This is a genomic window from Chitinophaga sp. YIM B06452 (assembly GCF_039655965.1).
Taxonomy (GTDB): domain Bacteria; phylum Bacteroidota; class Bacteroidia; order Chitinophagales; family Chitinophagaceae; genus Chitinophaga.
The window spans coordinates 886,155-902,383 of sequence record NZ_JAWLKY010000001.1 but is presented as its reverse complement, the minus strand read 5'-3'; the positions used below and the strand labels follow the sequence as shown (position 1 = coordinate 902,383).

17 protein-coding genes are annotated in these 16,229 nt (G+C 52.9%); 9 read left to right on the top strand and 8 right to left on the bottom strand.

Going from position 1 to position 16,229, the window contains the following annotated elements; translation table 11 throughout:
- Positions 1–38: 38 nt before the first annotated feature.
- Together R3I13_RS03325 and R3I13_RS03320 are read left to right on the top strand one after the other, a co-directional pair.
- The gene (locus R3I13_RS03325; RefSeq protein ID WP_346316501.1) at positions 39–194 is read left to right on the top strand and encodes a DUF5993 family protein; all 156 of its coding nucleotides are present in this window, start codon (positions 39–41) and stop codon (positions 192–194) included.
- Positions 191–739: a disulfide bond formation protein B gene (locus R3I13_RS03320; RefSeq protein ID WP_346316500.1), complete on the top strand. Its 549-nt coding sequence runs from the start codon at positions 191–193 to the stop codon at positions 737–739. Before R3I13_RS03325 ends, R3I13_RS03320 begins: the two co-directional genes overlap by 4 nt.
- 49 nt (positions 740–788) lie before the next feature.
- Here the strand turns inward: R3I13_RS03320 and R3I13_RS03315 are convergent, their stop codons facing one another.
- The 7 genes from R3I13_RS03315 to gldA form a co-directional block, all read right to left on the bottom strand.
- Positions 789–1,979, bottom strand: a complete 1,191-nt coding sequence (locus R3I13_RS03315; protein WP_346316499.1) for a Gfo/Idh/MocA family oxidoreductase — start codon at positions 1,977–1,979, stop codon at positions 789–791.
- A gap of 23 nt (positions 1,980–2,002) precedes the next feature.
- Positions 2,003–3,184, bottom strand: coding sequence for a nucleoside permease (locus R3I13_RS03310; protein WP_346316498.1), 1,182 nt, complete (start codon positions 3,182–3,184; stop codon positions 2,003–2,005).
- Positions 3,185–3,249: 65 nt separating this feature from the next.
- Positions 3,250–3,894: an endonuclease III gene (nth, locus tag R3I13_RS03305; RefSeq protein ID WP_346316497.1), complete on the bottom strand. Its 645-nt coding sequence runs from the start codon at positions 3,892–3,894 to the stop codon at positions 3,250–3,252.
- Between the two features lie 12 nt (positions 3,895–3,906).
- The gene (locus R3I13_RS03300; RefSeq protein WP_346316496.1) at positions 3,907–4,059 is read right to left on the bottom strand and encodes a hypothetical protein; all 153 of its coding nucleotides are present in this window, start codon (positions 4,057–4,059) and stop codon (positions 3,907–3,909) included.
- Positions 4,060–4,288: 229 nt separating this feature from the next.
- Positions 4,289–4,603, bottom strand: a complete 315-nt coding sequence (locus tag R3I13_RS03295) for a septum formation initiator family protein (protein WP_346316495.1) — start codon at positions 4,601–4,603, stop codon at positions 4,289–4,291.
- A 95-nt stretch (positions 4,604–4,698) separates the two neighbouring features.
- Positions 4,699–5,991 (bottom strand): phosphopyruvate hydratase, encoded by a 1,293-nt coding sequence (gene eno, locus R3I13_RS03290; protein WP_346316494.1) that lies wholly within the window; start codon positions 5,989–5,991, stop codon positions 4,699–4,701.
- Positions 5,992–6,075: 84 nt separating this feature from the next.
- Positions 6,076–6,978, bottom strand: a complete 903-nt coding sequence (gene gldA, locus R3I13_RS03285) for a gliding motility-associated ABC transporter ATP-binding subunit GldA (protein ID WP_346316493.1) — start codon at positions 6,976–6,978, stop codon at positions 6,076–6,078.
- A gap of 339 nt (positions 6,979–7,317) precedes the next feature.
- On the opposite strand from gldA, the gene R3I13_RS03280 reads away from it, so the two are divergent.
- The 5 genes from R3I13_RS03280 to R3I13_RS03260 all read left to right on the top strand — a co-directional run bounded on the left by R3I13_RS03280 (position 7,318) and on the right by R3I13_RS03260 (position 12,493).
- Positions 7,318–7,980, top strand: a complete 663-nt coding sequence (locus R3I13_RS03280) for a hypothetical protein (protein WP_346316492.1) — start codon at positions 7,318–7,320, stop codon at positions 7,978–7,980.
- Positions 7,981–7,985: 5 nt separating this feature from the next.
- Entirely contained in the window at positions 7,986–8,972 is a 987-nt protein-coding gene (locus R3I13_RS03275; protein WP_346316491.1) for a hypothetical protein, read from the top strand.
- Between the two features lie 110 nt (positions 8,973–9,082).
- Positions 9,083–10,849 carry an OmpA family protein gene (locus tag R3I13_RS03270; RefSeq protein ID WP_346316490.1) on the top strand — a complete coding sequence of 589 codons (1,767 nt, stop codon included), beginning with the start codon at positions 9,083–9,085 and terminating at the stop codon, positions 10,847–10,849.
- A 58-nt stretch (positions 10,850–10,907) separates the two neighbouring features.
- The gene (locus R3I13_RS03265) at positions 10,908–11,690 is read left to right on the top strand and encodes an ABC transporter permease subunit (protein ID WP_346316489.1); all 783 of its coding nucleotides are present in this window, start codon (positions 10,908–10,910) and stop codon (positions 11,688–11,690) included.
- Positions 11,690–12,493, top strand: coding sequence for an ATP-binding cassette domain-containing protein (locus tag R3I13_RS03260; RefSeq protein ID WP_346316488.1), 804 nt, complete (start codon positions 11,690–11,692; stop codon positions 12,491–12,493). Before R3I13_RS03265 ends, R3I13_RS03260 begins: the two co-directional genes overlap by 1 nt.
- A 52-nt stretch (positions 12,494–12,545) precedes the next feature.
- Here R3I13_RS03260 and R3I13_RS03255 read toward each other — a convergent pair whose 3' ends face one another.
- On the bottom strand, positions 12,546–12,953 hold the full coding sequence (locus R3I13_RS03255; RefSeq protein ID WP_346316487.1) for a DUF4332 domain-containing protein: 408 nt from the start codon (positions 12,951–12,953) through the stop codon (positions 12,546–12,548).
- Positions 12,954–13,076: 123 nt separating this feature from the next.
- Here R3I13_RS03255 and R3I13_RS03250 point away from each other — a divergent pair, with 123 nt between their 5' ends.
- The gene (locus R3I13_RS03250) at positions 13,077–14,768 is read left to right on the top strand and encodes a M23 family metallopeptidase (protein ID WP_346316486.1); all 1,692 of its coding nucleotides are present in this window, start codon (positions 13,077–13,079) and stop codon (positions 14,766–14,768) included.
- A 7-nt stretch (positions 14,769–14,775) separates the two neighbouring features.
- A complete protein-coding gene (gene bcp, locus R3I13_RS03245; protein ID WP_346316485.1) occupies positions 14,776–16,017 on the top strand; it encodes a thioredoxin-dependent thiol peroxidase in 1,242 nt (413 codons plus the stop codon).
- The last annotated feature ends 212 nt before the right edge of the window (positions 16,018–16,229 follow it).

Here is a 16,229-nt window from a genome sequence, read left to right as displayed (position 1 = left end):
CCGCCTGAGCATTGCCTGCTGATTAAATGTACCCGCTAATGATGGTGCTATTGTTTCTGATATTGACTTTCGCCATGTTATTCGCCCGCAAGGGAAACTACACTTTCGCGGTGGCCGGCTTTTTCCTGCTGCTCATACTGTCCGTGTGCTGGCTCATCTACCATATGTCTGACGCCATAAACATCAACTTATGAAGAGGAATGGTATCATGCGGAACATCAATGCCGTCGGCGCATTTGGATTGGGTATAGTCGTGACCGGGGCTTATATCTTCCAGTTTACACTGCACGAACTGCCCTGCCCGCTATGCCTGCTGCAGCGTATTGGTATGCTGGGCGCGGCTTTTGGCTTACTGCTGAATGTGCGTTTCGGGCTGAGGCCCTCACATTATGCGCTGGCCTTGCTCAGCGCCCTGTTTGGCGCCGCAACATCCATCAGGCAGGTATTATTGCACATCGTGCCTGTAGCTGGCCGGCCTCCGGGTTTCGGGACGCCGCTTTTCGGGCTGCACATGTACACCTGGGCCCTGTTCATTTTCCTCTTTACCATCATTACGATCGCCTGCCTGATGCTGTATAACCGCCAGTTCCGCGACAGCCGGGTATTGCCGCTCACGGGCTTCCAGCAGTTCGTTTTCTGGTTCATTATTGTGCTGGCGGGCGCCAACGTGCTCACTACACTTCTTCAATGCGGCGTAATGCCCTGCCCGGACAACCCGGTGGAATACCAGTTCCTGTAAATAAAAAGGCCGGCAATGCAGCCGGCCCTGTATGAATGATATGAAATTGTCAGATCACTTTTTCCACGATCTGCCCTGTTTTCTTGTCTTTCAGGATCAGCTTCTGGCTGCCGAAGTGGGTCATTTCTTCTTTGATGAGGTAGAACTGGTCGTTGTAGCTGTTTAGCGCTTTTTCTTTTTCCACGCCCTCTTTCCCGCGCCATACTTCCAGTTTCACCGGCTCCCACTGCTTGGAGGCCGCTGAGCGGTAAGCCGCATCCAGCACGGCATTCACGATATAGCCGTCGTAAAACGTTTCCTGCGGGGCGCGGCCTGCCTCCACGGCGTTGAACATATCGGCAAACATATGGTTGTAGCCCAGTTCGTTCAGCTCGTCTCCCACGGGAAACAGCCAGCCGGTATTGCTTTCCGCTTTTTCGGCCACGTAATCCGCGCCTTTGCCGGTGGTGAACATATCGAAACCCGTGCGCAGGAAGCTGTTCAGCCAGATGGTGCCTTCAGAACCCATCACTTCATCCCGCAGGTCGAGCCCGCCGCGGAAGGTCCAGCTTACTTCAAACTGCCCGATGGCGCCGTTTTCATATTTCACCAGGCCGATGGCATGGTCTTCCGCATCGATGGGTTTCACCTGGGTATCTGCCCAGCACATCACTTCAACGGGCTTGATGTCTTTCCCGATAAAGCTCCGCGCGATCTGTACGCAATGGCAGCCGAGATCGAGTATACAACCGCCGCCGGCCTGCTCTTTATCCCAGAACCATTCGCTGTGGGGGCCGGGGTGCGTTTCGCGCGATTTGGCCCAGAGGATGCGGCCCAGGGCGCCGCTTTTCACGGAGGCGAGTGCTTTCAGGAATTTGGGTGTATATACGAGGTCTTCGAGGTAACCGTTGAAGATGCCTGCTTTTTCAACGGCATCCAGCATCCTTTTGGCCTCTTCGGCATTGCGGCCCAGCGGCTTGGTGCACATTACGGCCTTTTTTGCCTTGCAGCAGGCCAGCACAGCGGCTTCGTGCAGGTTATTGGGAAGGGAAATGCATACCATGTCCACATCGGGATGGTTGATGGCTTCTTCCATACTGGTGGTCCAGTGATCGCATTTATAATCTTCCGCGAACTTCTTCGCACTTTCTTCCCTGCGGGAATAAATGCTCACGATCTTGTCCCTGCTGCGTTGCCCCTGGAGCGAATCAGCGTAGAACCGCCCGATAAAGCCGGAGCCCAGCATTGCAATTTTAGCCATAATAATGAGTTGTTTTTATAGTTTCAGACTGGTTTTTTATCCCTGAAAGCAATGATGAAATATATCAGCACCGCTGCGGCGATGTATACCGGCACCAGCCAGATGGCCTGCCAGTCACGCACTTTGTTGATGGTATAAAAATCTGCTACCATGCCGCTGAACCAGTTGCCGATCACCATGCCCAGCCCGTAGGTGGCGAAGGTGAACAGTCCCTGCGCGGCGCTTTTGATCTTTTCTCCCGCCCTACTTTCCGTATACATATAACCGGTTACGAAAAAGAAGTCGTAGCAGATGCCATGCAGGATGATGCCGCCATAGAGCATCCAGATGCCGGGGCCGCTGTTGCCGTAGGAGAATAGGATATACCGCAGCACCCAGGCGATCATGCCCAGGATCAGCATCTTTTTCACCCCGAGCCTTTTCAGCAGTATGGGAATGGCGAGGATGAACAGGGCTTCGGACAGCTGGCCCAGGATCATTTTCCCGGCCGCGTTTTCCATGCCTGCTTCGTTCAGGAAGAGGTTGGCAAAACTGTAATAGAAACTCAGCGGGATGCAGATCAGCACGGCGGCTATGAAGAATACGAGGTAAGAACGGTTTTTGAACAGCACGAAAGCTTCCGTGCCAATGGCGCTGCCGGCGGATGCCGCGCTTCCCTGTGGCGGCGTATCGGGCAGGGTGAAGCAGAAAAGGCCCATGATGAGGCTTGCCGCCGCCGCGATGTAAAAGATATTCGCCGTTTTTTCAATGCCCAGGCTGCCTATCAGCAGCCCTCCCACGATCCATCCTACGGTGCCGAGCATACGAACAGCCGGAAACTGCTTCGCAGGATCCTGCATCTGCCGGAAGGCCACGCTGTTGCTCAGCGCTATAGTAGGCATATACAGCAGGGAATAAATGAGGATGAAGGTGATGAAAAGCAGGTTGGAACTGGTAAGTGTAGACAGGAAGAGGAAGGCCGCGCCTGCAAGATGCAGGGCTCCCATGATCTTCTGCGCTGAAAAATAACGGTCTGCGATCCTGCCCACGAAAAAGGGCGATATCATGGTAGCCACTGCCAGCGCGCCATAGGCGTAGGTGATCTGTTTGCCGGAGGAGCCAAGGTTGGCCACCATGTAGCTGTTCATAGATACATACCATGCACACCAGATAAAGTACTGGAGGAACATCATGAAGGATAGCTGGAAGCGGGTGCTGTTATTCACGTCGTGGAGAATTTAGGTTTTTCAAGATAATGAAAAACCTTTCAGCCTGCAACGTGAAAATCAAACTAAGCTTTTATAACCTGCTGGTAATATTTACAGGCCGGCCGCAGGCCGCATTCCCCGCACTTCGGGTTGCGGGCCACGCAAATGTACCGCCCATGCAGGATCAGCCAATGATGTGCAATGTGGATCTTTTCCCTTGGGATCATTTTGATGAGCTGCAGCTCGGTCTGCAGGGGCGTTTTGGCGTTGGTGGTAAGACCAATGCGCGCGGCTACACGGAAAACGTGGGTATCTACGGCCATGTTGGGCTGGTGATGTACCACGCTGGTGATCACGTTGGCCGTTTTGCGGCCTACGCCGGGCAGTTTCACCAGGTCGGGCACGTTATCGGGTATTTCACCGCCAAAATCGTCCAGCACCATATTGGCCATGCCGATCAGGTGGCGGGTTTTATTGCCGGGGAAACTGATGCTTTTGATCAGTGAAAAGAGGTCGTCGTAAGTGGCTTTGCTGAGGGCCGGGATGTCAGGGTATCTTTCAAAGATGGCCGGGGTGGTCATATTCACCCGTTTATCCGTGCATTGGGCAGACAGGATCACAGCCACCAGCAACTGGTAGGGGTTGTCGTATATCAGTTCGGTCTCAGCATTGGGGGCATGTTTCTCAAACCAGTCTATCACAAACTGGAAACGTTCCTTTTTCGTCATGCCTGCAAAATACTAAAACCGGCGCTCTTCCTCAACGCTTTGAGCGTAATCGAAGATGGCCACCAGGGTAGAAGGGCGCGGGGAATATTGAACCTTGTTCAACATCTGTAAGGTCTGCAAATGCAGTTTTTCCTCTTCACGGGCCAATTCAGAATTCTCTTGCATATGTTTCCCTTGCGGGTCGGTTACAGCACAATTAGGAGTAGAGACAGGGAGTGTAAAATTGCTCATGCGATTGATTGTTAGTTTAAATGGATGTTCAGATAGCAACCCCGGTTGCATACAAACGATAACAGTTAAATAACGATGAATGGCGGGATAGTATTGTCAATTTAAGCTATTTTTTTAAAAAATGCAACTTTTTAACAATACGAGAGGCTTGAAAGTCAAGGATTTAGTCGGCTTTGGGGGGAACGGGCACGATAAACAGGTCTTCATCGTCCTTTTTCATCCGGTATTGCTCCCGGGCGAATTTTTCGAGCTTTTCCGGGCTGGACAGCAGTTCATACTGGTCCTGCCGGGCGCGGTCTATCTCCTGCTTGTAGAATGCCTTCTGGTTTTCCAGCTGGTTCACTTCGGAGTAAAGTTGGTATTGGGAAAGGAAATTATGACGGTCCAGGAAAATGAGCCAGGCCAGGAAGAGAGTGCCCGCTACAATGTACTTGTTGCGGAGCCAGGCAGGCACTTTAAATCGCTTCTTCATTTCCATGGTTACGCCGGTTTTTTAAGATCAGGGTACCGCATAAACGGTACCCTGAAAAGTTTTGTATTGACCACTAAAAAATAAACGCGGTAGTCCGGATATTATTTCTTACCAAATTTAATTGAATTTTTCGGATAAAACGCGCTGCTGTCCAGAGCTTCTTCGATGCGGAGCAGCTGGTTGTATTTGGCCATGCGGTCGGTACGGCTGGCAGAGCCGGTCTTGATCTGGCCGCAGTTCAGCGCCACAGCGAGGTCCGCGATGGTAGTGTCTTCGGTTTCGCCGGAACGGTGGCTCATGATGGAGGTATAACCCGCTTTATGCGCCATGGATACGGCGTTGATGGTTTCAGTCACGGTGCCGATCTGGTTCACTTTCACCAGGATGCTGTTCGCGATCTGCTGGTCGATTCCTTGTTTCAGGCGTTTTACGTTGGTCACGAACAGGTCGTCGCCCACCAGCTGGCAGGTGCTGCCAATGGATTCGGTGAGTTTTTTCCAGCCATTCCAATCGTCTTCGGCCATGCCGTCTTCAATGGAAAGGATGGGGTATTTTTTGGTCCATTCTGTCCAGTAAGCTACCATTTCATCGCTGGAGATGATCTTCTGGGAAGACTTATAGAATTTGTACGTATTGTCTTTATCGTTATACATCTCGCTGCTGGCTGCGTCGAGTGCGATGCCGATCTGGCTGCCGGCTTTGTAGCCTGCTGCTTCGATCGCCTGCAGTACGGTTTCGATGGCTTCTTCGTTGCTCTGGATCTCAGGGGCAAAACCGCCTTCGTCGCCTACGTTGGTGCTGTAACCTTTCTTTTTCAGCACGGATTTCAGGTGGTGGAAAATTTCCACGCCCCAGCGGAGGCCTTCGGAGAAAGTATCGGCGCCTACAGGCACGATCATGAATTCCTGGAAGTCGATCTTGTTGTCCGCATGCGCGCCGCCATTCACGATGTTCATCAAAGGAATGGGGAGGGTGGTGGCGTTTACGCCGCCCAGGTAGCGGAACAGGGGCAGGCCGAATGCTTCAGCCGCTGCTTTGGCAACCGCCATGGATACGGCCAGGGTGGCGTTGGCGCCCAGTTTGCCTTTATTTTCGGTACCGTCCAGTTCAATCAGGAGTTTGTCCACACCGGCCTGGTCGCTGATGTCCCAGCCGATCAGTTCGTCAGCGATCACTTCATTTACGTTGGTCACTGCTTTGATCACGCCTTTCCCAAGGTATGCACCTTTGTCACCATCACGCAGCTCAACCGCTTCGTGTTTCCCCGTGGAAGCGCCTGATGGCACTGCGGCCCTGCCTACGTGGCCGTCTTCCGTGGTTACGTCTACTTCCACCGTGGGGTTACCGCGGCTGTCTAAAATCTGTCTGGCATGGATCTCTGAAATGATACTCATGGGTAAAATTTTTTATTGTTAAATCTTGAGAAAAAGTGAATCCGGTCGGCAAACGGCCCGTCTCGCCCGCCCGCCTTGCAACCACTAATTGGTCAATTCCCTGAACACGTCTTCCAGCGACTGCGAATTGCTGTGCAAAGAAAGGATGTTCCGGTTATTTATCAAAGCGAATTGCAGGAGGTTTTTACGTACTGTTTCCGCATCGTCCGTATACAAACGCCACACATGCCCTTCTGCGGCCACTGCGCGGCTAACCCCGGGCAGCTGTTCCAGCTCCCCGGCCGTGGCGGCCTCGCCAAAAGTAACCTGGATATAACCGCCGGCGCCCTGCCGCAGCGCGCTGATCGCATCGTCTGCAATGATCTTTCCTTTATTGATGATGATCACCCGGCTGCACATCGCCTCCACTTCCTGCATGATGTGGGTGCTGAGCATGACGGTCTTATCCTGCCCCAGTTCCTTCACCAGGTTGCGGATCTCCACCAGCTGGTTGGGATCCAGGCCAGACGTGGGTTCGTCCAGGATAAGTACCTCAGGATTGTGCAGCAGCGCCTGGGCCAGCCCTACGCGTTGCTTGTAGCCCTTGCTGAGCGAGCCTATCTTCTTGTGCTGCTCGGGCGTAAGCCCGGTACGGCGGATCATATCGGCGATCAGCTGCCCGGTTTGCCCGCCCAGCTTATGCATGCCTGCTGAAAATTCAAGGAATTCCCGGATGTACATGTCCGGGTAAAGGGGATTGGCCTCGGGAAGGTAACCCACCCGCTTCCGCACGTCCATGGTGTTTTTGAGCACGTCAAAACCGCAAACGGAAGCCTCTCCCGCGGTAGGAGGCAGGTAGCCGGTAATGATCTTCATCGTGGTAGACTTTCCCGCGCCGTTCGGGCCCAGGAAGCCCACTATCTCGCCCTTTTGCAGCTCAAACGAGATGCTGTCCACTGCTTTTTGCTCTCCATACAGCTTGGTAAGCTGCGAAACCTTTATAGACATGAGTACTTTTTGCGGTGTCTAAATTAAAAAGAAAAAATAGTTAACCGCTAATTCCGGCGCCCCCAAGGTATAAAATTTCAAATGCGCAGGCCCCCGGGGTAATGGATTTTCGTTAAGGAAGGCCCTGGATTATTGATTTTCAATTAAAATGTGGACGTTACGCAGGCCTGAAATTTGACATGTATGGAAAAATGTGTAATTTTACACCTACAATAATTACTCCGATGTAGACACTGCCTCCGCGGCAAACACATACTCCGCTCCGCCTTTATATATATATTTACACAATACCTGTGTAAGCTTGTATACCCAATAATTACCTAAACTTCCAATCTATCAATGGCTAACTTTCTTAAGAAGGCATTGGGTCTTTTCGTGGAATTTGAACCCAGTGAACCTCAGCAGCCGGGCACGCCCGCCAGGGACAACCTTGCCCAGAAATTCCCCCTGAGCAGCGCCAAACAAGCCGCCGTTGCCAATCTCAGCGACGAAGAGCTGGACAAATTTGAACAGCACTTCACCCGCCTCTTTGAAAGCAGCAACCTGCCCGGGCCCGATTATTTCGAGTTCTGGCGCATGATGGAAACGCTGGAAGCCCATGTGCCCGACGAAAAAGCCCGTATCGGGGCCGTATTCGCCACACTGAGCATCCAGGGGCTTACACGGGACAAACTGCTGGAAACCGCAGCCCAATACAAGGCCATCGTGGAAAAAGACCGCTCCGAGTTCGACAAGGCGGCCGATGACAAAGCTGCCAAAGAAGTGGAAGGCCGCGTGCACCAGATCGCCCAGTTCGAGAAGGATATCGCAGAACATTCCAAAAAGATCCAGGAGCTGACGGCGGCGATCAACAAAGCGCAGGCTGATATGAAAGTGCTGAAAGACCAGGCTGCGGCCCACGAACAGAAGATCGCGGCCAGCCGTCAGGGTTACGACGTGGCCTGCGAAGCCATGATCAATAAGATCACCACCGACATTCAAAAAATTCAAACCTCTATTTAACCTGTATGGAAACAAATTACTTCCCTGCTGAGTCAGGACAAAAACTGAAATCGTACTGGAACCGCCCCGGCGGCAAGTTCGGTATCTTCATCGGCCTCGGCCTGCTTGTACTGATCGGGTATTACGTGGTCCCCATCCTCACCAATGTGGTGTGGAACACGCTGAACTTCGGCATCGCGCTCGTGTGCCTGGGCGTATTCCTTTACTGCGTCACCCACCGCAAGCTGCGCCTGAGCCTGTTCTACCTCTACGAATGGATCATGAAAAAGCTCGTAGGCGTCGTGATCGAGCTGGACCCCTTCCTGATTGCGGAAGATTATATCGAAGACATGGAAGAGCAGCGCGAAAAGCTCTACAAACAATCCATAGAAGTAGATGCGCAGAAGGAAAAGATCGACCTGAAGATCTCTGAAAAAGAGAAAGACATGGCGCAGCTCATGGGCCGTGCAAAGGCCGCGCAGACCAACAACATGCTGCCCGAGCTGGGCAACGCCACGCGCCACATCGCCCGCATCAAGGAATACATCCAGCAGCTGACGCCCATCAGGGACAACCTGGCCCGCATTGGCGACTACCTCACCAAGGTGCACAAGAACAGCGGCTACATGATCGAAGATGCGCGCAATGAACTGGAACTGAAAAAGGACCTCTATAAATCCGTTTCTTCCGGCAACAAAGCCCTCAGCTCAGCCCTGAAGATATTCAACGGCGACCCCGAGAAGAAACTGATGGTAGAGCAAAGCATGGAATTCCTGAAGGAAGACATCGCCACCAAGCTCAGCAGCATGAAAAAGGCCATCAACTACTCTACGGACTTTATGCGCTCCATAGACCTGGACAACGCTACCTATGAGCTGCAGGGCCTGCAGATGCTGGAAAGCTTCGACCCCGAAAAGGATTTCAAGCTGGACGTGAAGAAATGGGAGCCGGATAATACCCCGCGCAAACCCGGTACCGTGCCTACTGACAATTACAATAATCTCCTGGATTGATAAGATAAGCGCAAACCAAAGAAACAAACGGTTAGCCACCGGTGTGCCCGGCGGTATAACTGGAACGTATAAACGATCATTCAAAAAACAACCTGTAAACCAAACAAATTATGGCAATCAAAGTAAAACCCGGTGGTAAAGTATTAGGTATCGTCCTCCTTTTAGGCGCTATCTATGCCGGTAAAGTATTATGGTGGGACAAACGTCCCCAGGAAGCAAAAGCTTCCACCGAGATCGGTAAAGTAAGCCTGCCCGACGCGCCTGAAGCGTCGCTGGCCGGCAACGCCACCAAACTCGAACTCCCTTCAGCCGATGAAGCTGCCAACGGCGGCACCAAAGTGAGCTGGAAGATCATGGCCTGGAACTCACAATTCCCCCTGATGTACGCCAACGGCGGCCCGAAAACCACCAAGGGTTCGCTGGTAGACAAAGCGAACATGCAGATCGAAGTGGTGCGCCAGGACGATTGTAATAAATCCGTTGCGGATATGGTGAAGTTCGCCCAGGACTATAAATCAAATCCCAACACTCCCGGCGTGTTCGCTTCCTTCATGGGCGACGGTATGCCCATGTTCTTTGCCGCACTGGCCAAAGAACTGGAGCCCCTCGGTCCCGAATACCAGCCCATCGCGTTCTACAGCATGGGTAAAAGCTACGGCGAAGACAAACTGATGGGCCCCGCCGAGTGGAAAGTGGACCCGAAGAACGCGCTCGGTAAGACCGTAGCCTGCGTACTGCGCGACGGCGACATGAACATCCTCGTGAAATGGGCCGGCGACAACGGTTTGCGCGTGAACCCCGATGAGACCTCCTTTGACAGGAACGCGATCAACCTCATTGCTGCCAACGACTTCCTGGACGCCGCCAACAAATACATTGCCGGTTATACCGAAAGCCGCAAGCTGATCGAGAACGGTAAGAAGCTGGCGAAAGACACGACCGTAGGCGTAGACGGTGTAGCCACCTGGACGCCCGGCGACGTGAACATCGCGCAGAAAAAAGGCGGCCTGATCAACATCGCCACCACGCGTGAATACGCTGCGCAGATGCCGAACATCACCATCACCATCAAGAAGTTCGCCAACGATCACAGGACCGATATCGAGAACCTGATCATGGCACTGGCCCAGGCCGGCGACCAGGTGCGCTCCTTCAACGACGCCAAACAATTTGCGGCAGACGTTTCCGCGAAAGTGTATAACGAGCAGAACGGCGCTTACTGGCTGAAATATTACAACGGCGGCGAGGAAAAAGACGCGCAGGGCGTGAACATCCACCTTGGCGGCTCCATGGCCTACAACCTGGCAGACGCTGCGAACATGTTCGGCCTCGGCGACGACAAGCTGGACCGTTACAAGATCGTATACGGCACCTTCGGCGACATCCTCGTGAAAATGTACCCTGAGCTGGTACCTTCTTACCCGGTGTACAACAAGGTGGTGGACAAATCCTTCCTGGCTTCCGTGGTGAGCAATCACCCCGAGCTGCTGACCGGTACTGCCATCAAGGAGCAATATGCTACCGAGATCACCAAGGAAGTGTCTTCCAAATCAGTGCAGGTGCAGTTTGAGACCGGCAGCGCCGTTATCAAACCCGAATCTTACGCCGTGCTGGACGATATCCTGAAAAGCGCTGTGGTGGCCGAGGGCCTGAAGCTGGGCATCTACGGGCATACGGACAACGTGGGTAACGACGCTTCCAACCTGAAGCTGTCTAACGAACGCGCTGAGTCTGTAAGGGCTTACCTGCAGGGGAAAGGTCTTGCCGCTGCAAGGCTCGAATCCAAAGGCTACGGCGCTTCCAAACCCGAGGCAGACAACGGTACTGCCGAAGGCCGCGCCAAAAACCGCCGCGTGCAGATCGTACTGGGTAACTAATCTTTCTTTTCCATTGCCGGCTGCCTTCGTGTAGCCGGCAATGTTATAAACCTGCTTCATGAATAAACTCAAAGCAATATTTGAGCCGTTGCGGATGCTGGACAAACGGACCATGACCATCCTGCTGGTAGCGGAGGCGGTGATAGCCCTGCTGGTATGGCAACTGAGCGGCGGCGGGCTCATACCCACGCCGGATAAGGTGTTGAAGGCCATCGGTACCATCTTCACGATGCCCGATTTTATTGACAACCTGTTTGCCAGTATCGTGCTCACCGTAAAAGGCATGGGCATTTCCATCATCATTGCCCTCATCATCAGTTACCTGTCTATCGTGCCGTTCTTCCAGCCCGTGGCCAGGTTCGTGATCAAATGCCGCTACCTGACGCTCACCGGCCTCATCTTCCTGTTCACCCTGCTCACCCAGAACGGCGGACAGCTGAAACTGAGCCTGCTGATCTTCGGCATCGTGCCTTTCTTTGTGACCTCACTGCTGGGCGTGATAGAGAACATCAACAAACAGGAATACGAGCTTTGCACCACCCTGCGCATGAGCAGCTGGCAGAGCCTCTGGGAAGTGATCATCGTGGGCCGGCTGGACCAGGTGTTTGAGGTGATGCGGCAGAACTTCGCCATTGCATGGCTGATGATCACCTCCGTGGAAGGCCTGAGCATGAGCCAGGGCGGCCTCGGCGTAATGCTTATCAAAGCCAATAAATACGTGCAGCTGGACATCGTGTTCGGAACCCTGGTGATCATTTTCGTGCTGGGCATCTTTTTTGATTTTATCCTGGGGCTTTTCCGCCACTGGTTATTCCCGTACACTAAACTGCATACCCGCTGATGAACGCATATAGCAAAAACAAAGTGCTGCTGAGCGCCGAGAACATCCACCTGCAATACGGTGAAAAAAAGATACTGCGCGATGTGAATTTCCAGATCCACGACATTCACCGGGAAGGCATTCAACAGGGCCAGGTAGTAGCGCTGATAGGCAGGAGCGGCATCGGTAAAACGCAGCTGTTCAAGACCCTGTCCGGCCTTATACCGCCCACGCAGGGAGTGGTGAGGATCGGGGAAGACCAGCATCCCGTGAAAGCGGGCCAGGTCGGCATTGTGCCGCAGAACTACATTCTTTTCAATCACCGCAGCATTTACCGCAACCTCCGTATCGGGCTGGACAATTCAGGCGTGAGCCTTACGGAAGAAGAAAAGAAACGCGTGATCCACGATTACGCGGAGACCTTTGAACTGACCGAGCACCTGGACAAATACCCCGCCCAGCTGAGCGGTGGCCAGCGCCAGCGTGTGAGCATCATCCAGCAGGTGTTGACGGGCAATAAATTCATCCTGCTGGACGAGCCTTTTTCCGGGCTGGACATCCTGATGGTGGACAAGGTGATCGGCCTGCTCCTAAAAGTGTCTACCCTGAGTGAGCACAACACGCTCATCATCGTAAGCCACGACATCGAGAATGCCACGGCCGTGGCCGATACCGTGTGGATACTGGGCAACGAGGAAGGGAAGGCCGGGGCTACTATAAAAAAAGAATACGACCTGTGCGAAATGGGCCTTGCATGGCAACCGGATATCCGCACAGATCGTAAGTTTGTAGAGCTGATCAGTGAAATTAAAAAACAGTTGTAGGTTGATATCAGCTGAAAAAAGAGACCGGCCAACGCTGGTCTCTTTTTTTATTTTAATAGGTAAGCACAGGTTCCAGGTCTTTGGCCTGGTCTATCATACCCTGGATCTCAGAAAGGCTGGGCACCCTGCCGCTGAGGTTCTTGAGCGCATTCAGCTCGGTCACCTTCGCATGCAGGTTTTCGGCGTTGCGGTTGCGCAGCTCCTTCACAGTATCTACCCCGGCGGCTTCCAGCAGCTCGGCGAACTGGTCGCCCACGCCGTTGATGCGCATAAGGTCTGCATGGTTTACCCAGGTGAGGATCAGTGATTCCGGTATGCCGGTAGATTCTGACAGCGTGGTGCGGCCGGCCCTGGTGCCGCCGTCTTCCAGCAATTTAGCCACAGTATTGATGCCGATGCCTATCAGCTTGCTTGCGTAGTTGGGGCCTATCCCCTGGATCTCTTGAATCGGATAGCTCATAAGAATTGTTTTAGCAGTTCGGAAATTAACGAAAACGCCTGTTCCGCCCGAAAAAAATATGTTAAATCATGGTGAACCAGGTAAAATGAACGGCTAAAACCGCATAACTATTACATTTGCAGGATGAAAAGATCGATCGCATTATTGCTTTTGTTACCGCAACTGCTCAAAGCGCAAGAACTTCCGGAAAAACATTACCCGAAAGGATATTTCAGGAACCCGCTGAATGTGCCGATAGAACTGGCCGGGAACTTCGGGGAACTGCGGCCCAATCACTTCCACTCCGGGCTCGACCTTAAGACCCAGCAGCGGGAGAACCTTCCCGTGCATGCCGCGGCGGAGGGATATGTGAGCCGCATCGGCGTCAGCCACCTGGGCTTCGGCAACGTGCTTTACATCACTCACCCGAATGGTTACACGACCGTTTACGCCCACCTGAACAAGTTTTATCCCCTGCTGGACGAATACGTTACCCGCAAACAATATGAGCTGGAAAACTGGGCGGTAGACCTGGTGATACCTCCTAATCTTTTCCCCGTAAAAAAAGGCGAATTCGTGGCCTGGAGCGGCAATACCGGCGGTTCTGCCGGCCCGCATCTGCATTTCGAAATAAGGGATTCGAAAACCGAGAAGCCGCTGAACCCGATGCTTTTTGGTTTCAGCATCCCGGATACGCGGGCGCCGGAGATATCGCGCATCGTAATATACGACCGCAACCGCAGCCTGTACGAGCAAACGCCGGTAACCATACCCGTGAAGCGCACCAAAACCGGCGATTACGTGGCTGCGAAGCCGCTGGTGAAAGTGGCCACCAACAGGGTAGGCCTGGGCCTCAGCGCGCTGGACCGCCAGAGCAATTCTCCCAATCCCAACGGCATCTACGAAGCCCTGCTGATCCGCGACGGGCAGGTGGATTGCGGTTTCCAGCTGGATAACATCGGCTACGACGAAACACGCTACCTCAACGCCCATATCGATTACAAACTGAAAAAAGGCGGCGGGCCTTACGTGCAACTGCTGTTTGCCCTGCCCGGCAACCGCCTGGACATCTACCACGATGTGGCCGGCGACGGCATCATCGACCTGTCTGACAAGCAGCCCCACCCCGTAACCCTGCGCGTGACCGATGCTTACGGCAACAAATCGGACGTGAAGCTGACGCTGCAGCAGGAAAACGGTCCCGCCCCCGTGCCGGTATGCGCCAACCGCATGTTCCCGGAAAGCCGCAATATTTTTGAGAACAACCAGGTGGAATTTTTCCTGGAGGAAGGAAGCCTGTACGATGACATATGTTTCCGCTTCGTGGAACTGCCCAACACCAGGGCATTTTCGAATACCTACCGCCTGCATACCGCACTGGTGCCGGTACACTACAACTTCGGCCTGCGCATCAAACCTACCAAACCCGTGCCCGCGGAGTGGAACGACAAAATGGTGATCGTACGGGAAGGCCTGGGAGAAAGCGTGTCAGCCGCAGTGCCGGAAAACGGCTGGTTCAGGGGCACCTTCCGCGACCTGGGGGATTTTTACCTGGCAGTAGACACCATTCCGCCACGCATTGCAGCCCTCGGCGCGATCAAACCGAATGCAAACCTTTCAAAAACAACGAGAATCGCATTTTCCATGAACGACGCCAGCGGCATTAAATCCTACAGGGCGGAATTAGATGGAAAATGGTTGCGTTTATCGCGAAAAAGTAATGTACTTTCTTATAACTTTGATGAGCATTGTCCACCCGGTAACCATACGCTGACGTTAACCGTTACTGACATTGCCAACAATCAAACCACATATACTTTACCGTTTAAACGCTAGTAAAACCATGACGCACCTCAAAGAAGGGGATATAGCCCCCGCATTTGCCGCCCTGGACCAGCATGGCAATACTGTTTCGCTGGCCGATTTCAAAGGAAAAAAAGTGATCCTCTATTTTTATCCTCACGACATGACTCCCGGCTGTACCACGCAGTCGTGCAACCTCCGGGACCACTACTCGCAACTGTTGCAGAGGGGCTATGCGGTGATAGGCGTGAGCGAGGACGACCAGAAGAGCCACAAAAAATTCGCGGACAAATACGAGCTGCCTTTCCCGCTGCTGGTAGACGAGAGCCATACGATCCTGAACGACTATGGCGTTTGGGGTGAAAAGACTTTTATGGGCCGCACATACGACGGTACGATCCGCACTACTTTCCTGATAGACGAAGAAGGAAATATCGCGCATATCATTAATGCTCCCAACAACGGCGATCACGCGCGTGAGATCATTGAGCTGTGGGAAGGAAATACCGAAGGCTGGGAGCCGGTGGAAAGGCCGGAAGACCCGTCTGCCGAAGCAGAAGATGAGGACGAGGAAGAAGAAGGCGTGGAAGTGGAAATGGATATTGTAGACGAAGATGATGACGACGATGATAAAGAGAATGAGAATGAAGAAGTAGAGGAAGAAAAAGAAGAAGTTGCTGAACCTGTCGCCGCTACGCCTGCTCCTGCTGCCGCTCCGAAAGCGAAAGCCAAGAAGAAGGCTGCGCCTAAAGCAAAAGCGAAAACTGCCGCTGCTCCTAAAGCGAAAGCAAAAACCGCTGCTAAAACCGCTCCCAAAGCGAAAGCAAAGGCCAAAGCCAAGACCGCTGCGAAAGCTGCCCCGAAGGCCAAAGCTAAAACAGCAGTAAAGGCTAAACCGGCGAAAAAGGCGGCAGCCAAGAAAGCTACTGCACCCAAAGCAAAAGCAAAAACTGCTGTGAAGGCAAAAGCTAAAGCAGCGCCCAAAGCCAAAGTAGCCGCCAAAGCGAAAGCTGCACCTAAAGCCAAGGCAAAAACCGCTGCCAAAGCCAAAGTGGCTCCGAAAGCAAAAGCGAAAACAGCCGCAAAGGCCAAAATAACGCCCAAGGCTAAAGCAAAAACTGCTGCAAAAGCAAAGGCCGCTCCGAAGGCAAAAGCGAAGGCTAAACAGGCTGTAAAAGCGAAACCGGCACCGAAGGCCAAAGCAAAAGCCGCTTCAAAAGCCAAAGCTGCACCCAAGGCAAAAGCCAAGACCGCCGCTAAAGGGAAAGCGAAGAAACGCTAAGATTTGAAAACAGATATTCGAAAGCCGTCCTGGTATTTAACCGGGGCGGCTTCTTAAATAGGTAGTTGCCGCAAATCTGAGCTTCAATTGAAATGTGGCTCAACAATACATGATTTGTAGCTCAAATTCTCCGTTTTTTGAGCTTCATTTTGACCTTTGGTGAGCTTCAATTGAAATGTGGTTCATTGGAACGTGATTTGCAGCTCAAATTC